The sequence below is a fragment of the Rhodanobacter thiooxydans LCS2 genome (assembly GCF_000264375.1).
In the GTDB taxonomy this organism is placed as follows: Bacteria; Pseudomonadota; Gammaproteobacteria; order Xanthomonadales; family Rhodanobacteraceae; genus Rhodanobacter; species Rhodanobacter thiooxydans.
Window position 1 is genome coordinate 19,532 of the sequence record NZ_AJXW01000040.1, and the last position, 12,920, is coordinate 32,451.

The 12,920-nt window shown below is 68.2% G+C and carries 9 protein-coding genes; all 9 read right to left on the bottom strand.

Translation table 11 applies throughout. The features are described from left to right. Positions 1-45: 45 nt before the first annotated feature. Positions 46-1,425: a sensor histidine kinase gene (locus UUA_RS08240; protein WP_008435846.1), complete on the bottom strand. Its 1,380-nt coding sequence runs from the start codon at positions 1,423-1,425 to the stop codon at positions 46-48. A gap of 172 nt (positions 1,426-1,597) precedes the next feature. Then, entirely contained in the window at positions 1,598-2,944 is a 1,347-nt protein-coding gene (locus UUA_RS08245) for a sigma-54-dependent transcriptional regulator (RefSeq protein WP_008435847.1), read from the bottom strand. Positions 2,945-3,021: 77 nt separating this feature from the next. After that, a complete protein-coding gene (locus UUA_RS08250) occupies positions 3,022-4,851 on the bottom strand; it encodes a DUF885 domain-containing protein (protein ID WP_008435848.1) in 1,830 nt (609 codons plus the stop codon). A gap of 78 nt (positions 4,852-4,929) precedes the next feature. Next, positions 4,930-6,135: an ABC transporter permease gene (locus tag UUA_RS08255; protein WP_008435849.1), complete on the bottom strand. Its 1,206-nt coding sequence runs from the start codon at positions 6,133-6,135 to the stop codon at positions 4,930-4,932. A 63-nt stretch (positions 6,136-6,198) separates the two neighbouring features. Continuing rightward, the gene (locus tag UUA_RS08260; RefSeq protein WP_008435852.1) at positions 6,199-7,518 is read right to left on the bottom strand and encodes an ABC transporter permease; all 1,320 of its coding nucleotides are present in this window, start codon (positions 7,516-7,518) and stop codon (positions 6,199-6,201) included. A 158-nt stretch (positions 7,519-7,676) separates the two neighbouring features. Next, positions 7,677-8,912 (bottom strand): ABC transporter permease, encoded by a 1,236-nt coding sequence (locus tag UUA_RS08265; protein ID WP_008435858.1) that lies wholly within the window; start codon positions 8,910-8,912, stop codon positions 7,677-7,679. A 10-nt stretch (positions 8,913-8,922) separates the two neighbouring features. After that, a complete protein-coding gene (locus tag UUA_RS08270) occupies positions 8,923-10,230 on the bottom strand; it encodes an ABC transporter permease (protein WP_008435865.1) in 1,308 nt (435 codons plus the stop codon). A 62-nt stretch (positions 10,231-10,292) separates the two neighbouring features. After that, positions 10,293-11,549, bottom strand: coding sequence for an ABC transporter permease (locus UUA_RS08275; protein WP_008435871.1), 1,257 nt, complete (start codon positions 11,547-11,549; stop codon positions 10,293-10,295). Between the two features lie 11 nt (positions 11,550-11,560). Beyond that, positions 11,561-12,874, bottom strand: coding sequence for an ABC transporter permease (locus UUA_RS08280; protein WP_008435875.1), 1,314 nt, complete (start codon positions 12,872-12,874; stop codon positions 11,561-11,563). Between the last annotated feature and the right edge of the window lie 46 nt (positions 12,875-12,920).

The following is a 12,920-nucleotide window of genomic DNA, read 5'->3' on the forward strand; positions in this document are numbered from 1 at the left end:
TACCCCCATTCCTGGAAGAAGGTTCGAGTATAGGCGAGCCGACGGCTAGCGCGGTTGCGGCAGGCGCAGGCTCACCCGCAGGCCGCCGCCCTCGCGGTTGGCCAGCAGCACGCGGCCGCCATGCGCCTCGGTGATCTCGCGCGCCAGCGCCAGGCCCAGGCCGGTGCCGGAACGCTTGGTCGAGTAGAACGGCAGCAGCGCCTGCGCCAGCACCGTCTCGCTCATGCCGGGGCCGCGGTCGGCCACCTCGATGCGCAGCTCGCTGCCGACCTCCACGATCGACAGCGTGACCTCGTCGGCCGGGCCGCCCGACTCGTGCGCGTTCTTGACCAGGTTGATCAACACCTGCTCGATCTGCACCGCGTCGAAATGCCCCGGCCGCTCCGGCGCCGGCGTGGCCAGGCGGTACTGGCAATGCAGCGCCAGCCCATCCAGGAACGGTTTCCACGCGACGTCCACCGGTTGCGGCGTAGGCAGCTTGGCGAAGCTGGCGTAGCCGGCGATGAAGCGGTGCAGGTGCAGCGCGCGCTCGCCGATGGTGGCGAACACGCCAGGCAAACGCTCGAGCTGGCCGCGGCGGGCCAGCTCGGCGCCGGAATGCGCCAGCGAGGTGATCGGCGCCAGCGAGTTGTTAAGCTCGTGGCTGATCACCCGGATCACCCGCTTCCAGGTCGCCACTTCCTGCCGCGACAGCTCACGCGTCATGCGCCGGAACAGGTGCAGCCGGTGCGGCCGGCCCTGCAGGCGGAACGCGCGCTGCGACAGGTGGAAGGTTTCCTCGCTACCATCCATCTCCACGCTGAGTAGCGCATCCTCGCCGCTTTCCACCGCCTTGCGCAGCGCCTCGGGCGCTTCGGCCAGCAGCTCGGCGAAATCCAGTCCGACCAGGCTGCGGCCCTCGTTGAACAGGTGCCGCGAGGCGATGTTGGCGTAGGCCACCTTGCCGACCGCATCGGTCAGCACCAGCGCCACCGGGGTGTTCTGCACCACCGTGTCCAGCAGCAGCTCGCGCTGCACCAGGTGCTGGCGCTGCTCGCGCAGGGTCTGCCCCAGCGCGTTGTGCATGCGGATCAGCTCGCCCAGCTCGTCGCGCCGGTGGATCGCGATCGAGAAGCTGAAATCGCCGTCGCGGTAGCTGGCCACCGCGCCCTCCAGCGCGCGCAGCAGCCGGCTCACCGGCGCCATCACCCGGCCGGCCAGCCAGAACGCCAGCGGCAGCAGCACCACCACGCTGGCCAGCAGGCCGCCATAGATGCCCAGCTGCGTCGGTGCGCGGATCGACAGCGCGAGATCCTCCCGCAGCCACGCCAGCAATTGCGGCAGCGGCCATTGGGTCACGCCGACGTAGATCAGCGCGCCGGACAGGCCGGCCACGGCCAGCAGCAGGGTCAGGCGCCCCTGCAGCGAATTCAGGCGACGCCACATCGGCGGTTCTCCTCGAGCGGGGAAAGCCGGCCCGGCGGCACCCGACGCCCGCCAAAGGCATCGCACGATGCGGCGGTCAGCGACGATGGTGCACCAGGCTTCTGCTGCAGGCTGCGGACGGCCATCGGTCTATGCCTCGTGCTCGGGGACAGGCATTGCGGTGAACGGCCGCTCAGGCCGTGGTGGCCAGGCCATAGCGCTCCATCCGCCGATACAGCGCCTGGCGCGACAGGCCCAGGCTCTGCGCCGCGCGGCTGACCACGCCATCGGCCTTGTGCAGCGCGTTCTCCACCGCCTCCCGACTGGGCTCGTCCAGATTGCGCGCCGCCGGGATGGCTGCCGCGTGCTGCGGCAGGTTCAGCAGCTCGGCGGTAATCGGCTGGTCGCCGGCCAGCAGCGCAGCGCGCTCGATCGCGTTCTTCAGCTCGCGCACGTTGCCCGGCCACGGGTAAGCCAGCAAGGCCTCGCGCGCGCCATCGCCGAGCTCGGCGCGGCCGCCGAGAAAAAACTCGGCCAGCGGCAGGATGTCGTCGTTGCGCTCGCTCAGCGGCGGCAGGTTGACCTCGATCACGTTGAGCCGGTAGTACAGGTCCTCGCGGAACGTGCCGGCCTGGATCATCGCCTTGAGGTCGGCATTCGTCGCGCTCAATACGCGCACCTTGGCCTGGCGCGTCTTGCCGGAACCAAGCCGCTCGAACTGGCCGGTCTCCAGCACGCGCAGCAGCTTCATCTGGCCGGGCAGCGGCAGGTTGCCGATCTCGTCCAGGAACAGCGTGCCGCCGTCGGCCAGCTCGAAGCGGCCCTCGCGCGCCTTGTTCGCGCCGGTGTACGCACCGGCCTCGGCGCCGAACAGCTCGGCCTCGATCAGCTCGCCCGGCAGCGCGCCGCAGTTCACCGCCACGAACGGGCCGCGTTTCACCGCCGAGTTCGCATGCACGATCGCCGCAATGCGCTCCTTGCCGCTGCCGTTCGGGCCGGTGATCAGCACCGGCACGTCAGAGCGCGCCACCTGGCAGGCCAGGTTGAGCGTGCGGCCCATCGCCTCGGAGGCGAACACCAGGCCGTCGAGGTCGTACTTGCTGCGCAACTGCTCGCGCCGCTGGCGGCGCTCATGCCGGCTGCGGCTCAGTTCGCGGGTGGACTCGGACAGCTCCAGCAGGTTCTCCACCGTGGCCAGCAGCTTGTGGTCGTCCCACGGCTTGGCCAGGTAGTCGGCGGCGCCGGCCTTGACCAGCTCCACCGCGGTTTCCAGGTGGGTCCAGGCGGTGAGCAGGATCACCGGGAGGTCCGGGTGGCGCTCGCGAATCGCCCGGAACAGCGCCACGCCCTCCTCGCCCGAGGTGGTGTCGGCGGTGAAGTTCATGTCCTGGATCACCACGTCCACCGCCTCGCCCTGCAGCAGCGCCAGGCCCTCGTCGGGAGTCAGTGCGGTGAGCGGGCGGATCTCGTTCAGCGACAGCGCCAGCGACAGCGCTTCGCCCACGGCCGGGTTGTCGTCAATGATCAGGACGGTTCGCATCTTTTTTCTGCACATGCGGCCATGGATGCCGCTCCGGTTCGAAAGGTTGCCATGACCAACGGCCCATGGCGAGCGGCCTACTCCGCCACCGGCGCCGCGGTTGCCGGCGCGGTGCCCGCCTTCACTGCAGCGATCCAGGCGTCGGTGCGCGCCTCCAGCACGTCCAGCGGCAGCGCGCCGCCGCCGAGGATCTCGTCATGGAACGCGCGGATGTCGAAGCGATCGCCCAGCTCCTGCTTCGCCCGCTCACGCAGCGCGAGGATCTTCAACTGACCCATCTTGTACGCCAGCGCCTGGCCCGGCCAGGTGACATAGCGGTCGGTCTCGGCCTGGATACTGGGTTCGTCCTCGCTGGAATGGGCGCGGAAGAAATCCACCATCTGCTGGCGCGTCCAGCGCTTGTAGTGCACGCCGGTATCGAGCACCAGGCGGTCGGCGCGCAGCAGTTCATCGGAAAGGCGGCCGTAGTCGGACAGCGGATCCTTGTAGAAGCCGATGTCCTTGCCGAGGCGTTCGGCGTACAGCGCCCAGCCTTCGATGTAGGCGGTGTAGCCGGCCTGCTGGCGGAACGGCGGCAGCGCCGGCAGCGTCTGCGCGATCGAGATCTGCATGTGATGGCCGGGGATCGCCTCGTGATAGGCGGTCGACTCGATCGACAAGGTGGTGCGATTGGCATAGTCGCCAGTGTTGACGTAGACCTGCCCCGGCCGCGAACCGTCCGGCGTGCCCTGGTGGTACTCCGTGCCCGGCGCCTCCTTCTCCCGATAGGCCTCCACCGGCAGCACCTCGACCCGGGTCTTCGGCAGCAGGCCGAACAGCTTCGGCAGCTGCGGCTGCATCTGCGCGATGAAGCCGCGATAGCGGTTCAGGATGTCCTCGCGCGAGGTCGGATGCACTTTCGGATCCTTCTTCAACGCCGCGCGGAAACTGGCCAGGTCCGGGTAGCCCTGCGCCTTCGCGATCGTGGTCATCTCCGCCTCGATGCGCTTGACCTCGGCCAGGCCCAGCTCGTGGATGTGCTGCGGGCTTTCCCGCGTGGTGGTCATCTGCTCGACCTGGTAGCGGTAGATCGCCTCGCCGTTCGGCAGCTGCCACACGCCGGGCTGGCTGCGCCCGTGCGGCGCGTAGTCCTTGGCCACGAACTGGCCGAGCTTGCGGTAGGCCGGGCGCACCTCGTTGTCGATCGCGGCGACGATCGCCTCGCGCAGGCGCTGCTGGTCAGCCGGCGGCACGCTGGCCGGAAAATGCCTGAGCGGCTGGCCGAACGCGCTGTCCACGCCGGCCGGCTTCGCGATGCTGTCGATCTGCGTGACCACTTTCTCGAGCAGGTAGCGCGGCGGCATCATGCCGTCACGCAGGCCCTGCCTCGCGACGGCCGTAACCTGGTCAAGCAGCTTCGGAATCGCATGCAGGCGCGCCAGGTAGTCTTCGTACTCCCTGGTGCTGTTGAACGGGATCGAGCTGACGAAACCGGCCAACTGCAGGTGCGCGCCGCTCATCTGCTCCAGCGGCATCTCGTTGAGCTTCAGGTCGAAACCGCGCAGGTGATCCTTCAGCTGGCGCACCATCAGTTGCTGGTTGAACTTGTCGCTGTCGGGGAACCCGCTGGTGTCGATCGCCTCGAAGCGCCGGAGGAAGTCCTGGTTGACCTTGTGTTCGGCCCTGGCATGTTCGAGCGAGGCATCGCTCCAGCGGTCGTTGTAGCGCAGGTCGCCGAGAATCGTGGCGAACTCCGGCGCATTGCGCAGGGTGTGCTGCCATTGTTCGGCCAGCAGCGCATTCAGCGCCTGCACCCGCGTGGCCACGTCGGCCGTCGCCACTTGCGGCGCCGGCATTGTCGGGGCCGGCGAAGCGATGGCCACCGGGCCGAGCACGCTCGCACAGATCAGCAGCGACAGGATCTTCATGAGTGTTCATCTCCGCAAGGTTGGACAGGGCGATTGTGAACGTCGCGCCGGTCTTTCTCCCGTGCCAGACAGCACGCTTCACACCGACCGCGTCGCCACCACCGGCGGCACCGCGGCCGCGCGCAGCGCGGGACCGAGCACAGCGAGCTGGCCCAGCACCCACAGCAGCAGCGCACCGATCGGTAGGTAATACAGAGGCAGTCGCGGCAGCTCGTAGTGCTGCATCAGCACCAGGTTCAGGCCAAACGCCAGCACCATGCCCAGCACGATGCCGCCGCTGACGATCAGGAAATTCTCGGTCTGGAAATAGCGAAGGATGTCGCGCCGGGTGGCGCCCAACGCGCGGCGCACGCCGATCTGCCGGCGGCGCTGCTGCACCCAGAAACTGGCAAGGCCGACGATGCCGAGCGCGGTGACTCCGAGCAGCGCCACGATCACGCCCACCAGCAGACCGGCCATGGCGCGGTCGGCCGCGAAGTAGGCACGCCGCAGGTCCGTCATCGGGCCGCTGTGGACCGGGTCGATGACCACGGTCGGCGCGATGCGCGTCACCAGCGCGCGCGCATCGTTCCATACCCGCGCCGCCTGCTCCGGCGTGGTGCGCAACACGTACACGCTGGCCAGGCCATTGCCTGGCGTGCCGGCCAGCAGCAGGGTGTTGTGCTGCGCCTGCGGATAGGGATCCGGCCGCACCAGCGACGCATAGGTGCCGATCACGCGATAGCCATCGGTGCCCGAATAGACCATCTTGCCCAGCGGGTCCTGCCCGGGCCAGAGTTTCTTCGCATAGGCGGCGTCGACCATGGCCGACGGCGAGCGGGGCAGGAACTCCGCGATCGCCCCGTATTCATCCGGCCTGAACCAGCGGCCGCTCGCCAGCTTGAGCCCCAGTGTGGCGGCGAAGCGCGGCCCGCCGACGTAGAAATGTCCCTGTTGGTTGTAATGCATGTCGTCGGCAACGAGGCGAAAACCCATTTCACCAGTGCGCTGAGTGAACGGTACGGCATTGCCGACGCCGACCGAGTCCACGCCGGCCAGACCGGCGAAGCCGGCACGCAGGCGCGCAGCGAGGTCGGTGGCGCTGCTGTCGTCGACGCCTTCCAGCCACACCGCCACCAGGCGGCTTTCGTCGACACCGCTGTCGACGCGCATCATGTCGAGGCGGCTGGTGATCATGAACAGCGCATTGCACAGGATCGCGCAGGCCAGCGCGATCTCCATGCCGATCAGGAACGCGGCAGTGCGGTGGTGGCGCAGCGCGGCGAGTATGGGTTGGATCTGCATGGTGGAGTGCTCTCGTGAGGAGTGCGGCCATGGATGGCCGCTTTCATGCGCAGGGATGACGCACTAAAGCGTCTTGAGCTGAAGCGCCGGCGGGATCCGGCTGGCGCGCAGGGCGGGCAATGCGCCGGCGAGCAAGGCGGTGACCACGGCCAGCATCAGCGTGAGCAGGAACATCGGCACGTTTAGCGCCACGATGTCGGCGTACTCCACCGGTTGCCGACGCACCAGCCACAGGCCCAGCAGCGTCAGCAGCAAGCCGCCGATGCCGCCAAGCAGGCCGATCAGCCCGGCCTCCGTCAGGCACTGGGTGAAGATCGCGCGGCGGGTGGCGCCCAGTGCGCGGCGCACGCCGATTTCGCCGCCGCGGCGCAGGAACTTGGCCAGCAGCAAGCCCACCGTGTTGAACAGGCACACCAGCAAGAAGCCGAACGCCAGCCAGGTCTGCAGCTTGACGTCGCCGGGCACCACGTTCTGGTAGGCCAGCCATGCCTGCAGCGACATCATGCGGGTGTTGGCCGGGTGGGTCAGCCGGCCCAGTTCGCGCTGCTGCGCATCGTAGGCATCCAGGTAGCGCCGGTACGCCGCTGCCCTGGCCGGCGTGTCCAATTGTACCCATAGCGCCACCGACTCGCATGGCGCGTGCTGCAGGTCCATGCGGTCGGGCTTGGCCCAGCAGGTGTACCAGCCGAAGTTGCCAGCGTTGATGTCCAGCCCGGTGGACACCGGCAGGAACACGTCATGCGATTTTCCGTAGTAATAGGAGGTGTCGCCGCCGGAATTGCGCGCGCCTGCCAGCAGGTAGAACCGCGGCCGCGGCCGCCAGTGGTCGAGCACACCGACCACCTGCACGCTGGCGCCATTGAGCACGATGGTGCGGCCGACGCTGTTGACGCCGCCGAACAGGCGCTGATTGAGCACGTCGGAAATCACCACCTGGCGCGCCGCAGCCACCCCGTCGGCAGCCGTCCAGGAACCGCCGTAACGGAACGGCACGCCGAACATCGGAAAGAAGTCCGACGTGGTGCCCACCACGGTGGCCATGAACGGCGACTGCCCCGCGAGTTCCGGCTGCACCTTGATCGTGCCGTCCATGACCATGGCCTGGCGGTCGGCCTTGCCGGACTGCCACAGGTCGTGGGCGGTGATGTAGTCGAGCATGTCCGGCGGCACCTTGCGCACGTCCGCACCGGTTTCCGGATCCAGCTGCGGGTAATAGATGTGCGCGCTCCTGTCCGGGAGCGGATCGCCCGACAGAAGCCGCATCACCGTCAGCGTGGTCATGCTGGCGCCGATGCCGACGGCGATGGCCAGCACCATCAGCGCAGTGAGCACCTTGTTGCGCTTCAGGCTGCGCAGCGCGAGGTCGAGGTAGTAGCCGAGCATTGCGTCACTCCATCTGGTTACGTCCCCTCCCCCTGCAAGGCAGTGGGAGGTCGGGAGGGGGTGCTCTTACCCCAAAGTCAAAAGCACCCCTCCCCAAGCCTCCCCTGCTATGTCCCGAAGGGATTCCCTTCGGTCACAGGGGAGGGGGTAAAAAAGCGTCACACCGACCGCGTCGCCACCACCGGCGGCACCGCCGCGGCGCGCAGCGCGGGGCCGAGCACCGCCGCCTGCCCGATCAGCCACAGCACCACTGCGCCGATCGGGAAATAGGCGGCCGGCAACCGCGGCAATTCGTAATGCAGCATCAGAAACAGGTTGATGCCGTAGGCCAGCACCATGCCCAGCGCGATGCCGATCGTGGCGAGCAGGAAGTTCTCGGTCTGGAAGTAATTGAGGATGTTGCGGCGGGTGGCGCCCAGCGCGCGGCGCACGCCGATGGTGCGGCGCCGCTGCGCCACCCAGAAACTGGCCAGGCCCGCGATGCCCAGCGCGGTGACGATGAGCAGCGCCACGATCACGCCCACCAGGATGCCGGCCATCGCGCGGTCGTTGGCGAAGAACTTCCCGCGTAGTTCGTCGTAGGTGCGCTGCCGGGTTACCACCCGTTGCGGGTCGGCCTTCTTCAGCGCGGCCACGGCGGCCTTGAGAACGGCTTCGCGATCCTGCGGCCGGGTGCGGATGACATAGCTCTGGTTCTTGCCCACGCCCATGAACAGCGGCAGGACGAGCGAGTAATGCGCGGTAGCGTCGTTGTAGGCGTTGGCACGCGCAAGGTCGGCCAGCACGCCGACCACCCGCACGCCCACCTGGGTGGTGAGATAGATCGTCTTGCCCAGCGGGTTCTGCCCCGGCCAAAGGCGGTCGGCCAGCGCCTGGGTGATCACCGTGACCGCAACAGGCAGGCCCTTGGTGTTGCCGCTGGCCAGCGCCTTGACCACCACATCCGCATTGACGATCTCGTCCGGCTGCAGGTTGCGCCCGGCCACCAGCCGCGCGCCCATGGTCTGCGGCAGGTCCTCGCCAAAGTAGGTGCTGGCGCTGAGCGTGGGCTCGCGCTGCGCCGGATCCAGCTTGAGGCTGGCGTTCGAGGAGTCGCCCTGCAGCGGTAGCTGGTTGGTCAGCGCCACCGCCTGCACGCCCGGCACCTGCCGCAACACGGCAAGGTCTTCCCGCGCCCGCGCGTAGATGTCTGGCGTGGGTGCAATCGCGGCCAGCTGGACCTGCACCAGCGCGTGTTCGTCGATGCCGGTAGTCATGTCCATGTGCTGCAGTCGGTGGCCGATCATGAACACTGCGTTGCAGACGATCGCGCAGGTCAGCGCGATCTCCAGGATCAGCAGGCCCGCGGTGATCTTGTGCCGCCGCAGCGTGGAGAGTATCGGTCGCAGTTCCATCGTCGCTCCCTCAATTGCTCTTCAGCTGCAAGGCCGGAGTTATCTGACAAGCACGCCAGGCCGGCAGCAGTCCGGCCAGCAGGCTCGCGCCCAGCGCCAGCAGGAAGGTGGTCAGCAACATCACGGGGTCGAGGTGCGCCAGCGCGGCATAGTCGGAAGGCCGCTGCCGCACTACCCACAGGCCGAGCAGGGCCAGCAGCAGGCCGCCCATGCCGCCCGTCAGCCCCACCACGCCCGACTCGATCAGCAACTGCGCGAACAGCGCGCGCCGCGAGGCGCCCAGCGCGCGCCGCACGCTGAGTTCGTTGGCGCGACGCAGGAACTTCGCCAGCATCAGGCCCACCGTGTTGACCAGGCACACCAGCAGGAAGCCGAACGCCAGCCCGGCCTGCAGGCGTACGTCGTCGGGCACTACCTGTTGGTAGGCCAGCCACTGCATCAGATTGCGCAGGCGCACGTTCGGCACCTTCACGAACCGGCCCAGCGCCTTCTGCTGCTCGGAGTAATGGACCAGGAACTCCTTGTAGTCGGCTGCCTTGGCCGGCGTGTCCAACTGCACCCAGAACTGCATCCACACGCAGCTCGGCGCGGGATAGATGGTCCCCACGCCGCCGGTACCGTTGCCCCAGCAGTCGGTGGAGCCGTTGTGCTCCAGGTGCAGGTCCAGCATCGTCTGCAGTGGGATGAACACCTGTTCGGCATAACCGTAGGAGCCGGTGTTGAGGTCGTAGAAATGCGGGCTGGGCGCCCAGTCGCCGAGCACACCCACGATGCGGAACAGGCTATCCGCCATGCGCAGGGTGCGTCCCACACTGTTCGCGCCGCCAAACAAGCGCTCGTTCAACTCGCTGCCGATCACCACGTCGCGCGCTTTCGCCTCGTCGTCGGCCGCATTCCAGCCGCGGCCGTAGCGGAACGGCGCCCCGAACATCGCGAAGAAATCCGCCGTGGTGTAGCGCGCCTCCACGTAGAACGGATCGAGCGCGGCGGAATCCGGCTGGATCGGCACCGCGCCGCCCGTCATCAGCGCCTGCCGATCCGCCCGCTTCGCATGCAGCAGGTTGAAACCGTCGATCTCCGTGAGCTGCGGCGGCGGCTCCTTGCCCGACATGATGCCGCTGTCGTCGCGCGCGTCGACTTGCGGGTAGTACAGCGTGCCGCTGCGCCCCGGCAGCGGGTCGCCCGACAGCACGTGCAGCACGGTGAGCGTGGTCATCGACGCGCCAATGCCCAGCGCGATCGCCAGCACCATCAGCGCGGTGAGCGCCTTGTTGCGCTTCAGGCTGTGCAGGGCCAGGTCGAGGTAATAGCCGAACATTCCACGTGCTCCGTCATTCTTGACTCCCTCCCCGGCGAATGCAGGAGAGGGCACAGAAGCCGTCACGCCGCCCGCGTCGCTTCCACCGGCGGCACGTTGGACGCCCGCCGCGCCGGCGCGAACACTGCGGCCTGGCCGATCGCCAGCATCGCCAGCACGCCCACCAGTACGTACGACAGCGGGATGCGGGTCATCTCGTAGTGGCTCATCAGCCACAGGTTCAGGCCCACCGCCAGCAGCACGCCGATCACCACGCCGGCGCCGGCGATCAGCAGGTTCTCGATCTGGAAGTAGCGCAGGATGTCCACCTTGCGCGCGCCCAGCGCGCGGCGCACACCGATCTGCCGGTGGCGCTGGCCGACCCAGAAGCTGGTGAGGCCGACGATGCCGGCGGCGGTGACGCACAGCAGGATCAGCGCGACCACGCCCATCAGGATCGCCATGCCGCGATCGGCGCGGTAGGCCTTGGCGCGGATCTCGTCGAACGGCTTGACGCTGTCGTCATCGAGCACGCGCAGCGGGTTCACCTTGTACAGCACGGGCGTCACCGCGCGCATCGCCGCGTCCAGCCGGCCCGGCTTGGTGCGCACGACGTAGCGTGCGAAATTTCCGTCCAGCCGGGTGGGGATCAGCGTGGAATGCCACACGAACTCGTTGCCCCAGCTGCCGCTGGAGGGAATCTGCATGCGATCCACCACGCCGACCACGGTGGTGGGGGCGCTGCTGCCGTCGGTGTACATCACCTTGCCGACCGCACTGCCCTGCGGGAACAGCTTGTCCGCCAGCTGCTTGGTGATGATGGCGATCGGGCGCTCGCGCTGGTCACGGAAGCCCTGGTGCTGCACGTCGCCGGCCGTGAAGGCGCGGCCGGCCACCAGCCGCAACCCCAGCGCGGACAGCGCCTGATCGTCGGTGAAGTAATACGCGGTGCGGGTATTGCCCTTGCCGCCCAGCTTCGCATCCGGCTTGAGCGACACCGAGCCGGTCCAGGAGGAGTTGAGCAGCGGTATCGAATTGATCGGCGCCACCGAGACCACGTCCGGCAGCTGGCGCAGCGCGGCGAGATCCTCGCGCTGCATCGCGTCCAGCTTCTCCACGCCATCGGGCGTATCGGCGCTGGGCGCGCCCACCCACTGCTGGCTGATCAGGAACAGGTTGCTCTCGTCCAGCCCGGTGGGGCGGTTCACCCGCTCGATGCGCTGGCCGATGATGAATACCGCGTTGCACACGATCGCCAGGGTCAACGCGATCTGCAGCGCGATCAGCACGGTGCCGGCCTTGTGCTTGCGCAGCGCGGCGAGGATGGGATGCAGTTTCATGCTCATGCTCCTCAATTACTTTTCAGCTGCCAGGCAGGCTGCACGCGCGAAGCGCGGAACGTGGGATACAGGCCGGCCAGCACCGTGGCGATCACGGCCACCAGCAGGGTGAGCAGCAGCAGCGACAGGTCTACCCGCGCCAGCGCGGCGATGTCCTTGGGCAACACCCAGCCCACGCTGGCTACGCCCACGCCGGTGAGCAGCAGACCCAGCACGCCGCCGGCCAGACCGACGATGCCGGCCTCGGTGATGAACTGCGTGTAGATCGCCGCACGCGGCGCACCCAGCGCGCGGCGCACGCCGATCTCGCTGCTGCGGCGCAGGAACTTGGCCAGCAGCAGGCCCACCGTGTTCACCAGGCACACCAGCAGCAGGCCCAGCGCCACCAGCAGCGAGACCTTGGTGTCGCTGGGCACCACGTGCTGATTGTCCAGCCACGCACGCAGGTCGCGCAGGCGGCCGTTCGGCGCCCAGGCGAAGCGCCCGGCGCGCTGTTGGTCGCGTGCGTAACCGTCGAGGTAGTCGCGGTAGGCGGCCACCGCTCCGGTGTCCAGCTCGGCCATGAAGGCGATCCACACGCATTCGGAGCGCTGCAGGCCGACGAAGCCCGACTCCTTGGGCACCGCGTTGCAATTGGTGTTGCCGTCGTTCGACATGCCCGTCTGGATCGCAGTGAGGAATGGCAGGAACACATCGTCGCCGTTGACCGAGAAGCCGCCGCTGTTGACCACGTCGTAGAAACGCGGCTGCGGGTTCCAGTCCTCGAGCACGCCGACCACGCGGTAGTCCCTGCCCTCGATGTTGACCGAGCGGCCCACGCTGGCGGCCCCGCCGAACAGCTTCTGGTTGAGCTTGCTGCTGATCACCACCACCGCCGCGCGATTTTCGTCGTCGCTTGCGCGCCAGCCGCTGCCGTACTTGAACGGCACGTCCAGCATCGGGAAGAACTCGCCATAGACGGCGTGGCCGCTGACGTTCAGCGGATGCTTGCCGGCCTCGGCCGGCACCACCGACGGCGAGATCTGGTACATCGCCGACTGCCGCTTGGCGCGGTGGTCGCGCATCAGCGCCATCGCGTCGGCGTAGTCCATCGCGTTCGGCGGCTCGCCGTCGTTGCTGCGCCCGTTCGGCCCCCAGTTGTCGATCTGCGGCACGAACAGCTGCGCGGACTTCCACGGGATCGGATCGCCCGACACCGCGCGGAACACCGACCAGGTGGTCATCGACGCAGCCACGCCGAAGCCGATCGCCAGCACCATCAGCGCAGTGAGGCCGGGACTGCGCTTCAGGCTGCGCAAGGCGAGTTCGAGGTAGTAGGAAAACATTCCGGTCACTCCGTTGTTGGTCTCCTCCCCCTGCCTCGGCAGGGGG

What these genes read in the sequence shown, in the direction of transcription:
- UUA_RS08255 (WP_008435849.1), bottom strand. Translation starts at nt 6,135, where the DNA reads ATGCAGATCCAACCCATACTCGCCGCGCTGCGCCACCACCGCACTGCC.
- UUA_RS08265 (WP_008435858.1), bottom strand. Translation starts at nt 8,912, where the DNA reads ATGGAACTGCGACCGATACTCTCCACGCTGCGGCGGCACAAGATCACC.
- UUA_RS08240 (WP_008435846.1), bottom strand. Translation starts at nt 1,425, where the DNA reads ATGTGGCGTCGCCTGAATTCGCTGCAGGGGCGCCTGACCCTGCTGCTG.
- UUA_RS08245 (WP_008435847.1), bottom strand. Translation starts at nt 2,944, where the DNA reads ATGCGAACCGTCCTGATCATTGACGACAACCCGGCCGTGGGCGAAGCG.
- UUA_RS08250 (WP_008435848.1), bottom strand. Translation starts at nt 4,851, where the DNA reads ATGAAGATCCTGTCGCTGCTGATCTGTGCGAGCGTGCTCGGCCCGGTG.
- UUA_RS08275 (WP_008435871.1), bottom strand. Translation starts at nt 11,549, where the DNA reads ATGAAACTGCATCCCATCCTCGCCGCGCTGCGCAAGCACAAGGCCGGC.
- UUA_RS08260 (WP_008435852.1), bottom strand. Translation starts at nt 7,518, where the DNA reads ATGCTCGGCTACTACCTCGACCTCGCGCTGCGCAGCCTGAAGCGCAAC.
- UUA_RS08270 (WP_008435865.1), bottom strand. Translation starts at nt 10,230, where the DNA reads ATGTTCGGCTATTACCTCGACCTGGCCCTGCACAGCCTGAAGCGCAAC.
- UUA_RS08280 (WP_008435875.1), bottom strand. Translation starts at nt 12,874, where the DNA reads ATGTTTTCCTACTACCTCGAACTCGCCTTGCGCAGCCTGAAGCGCAGT.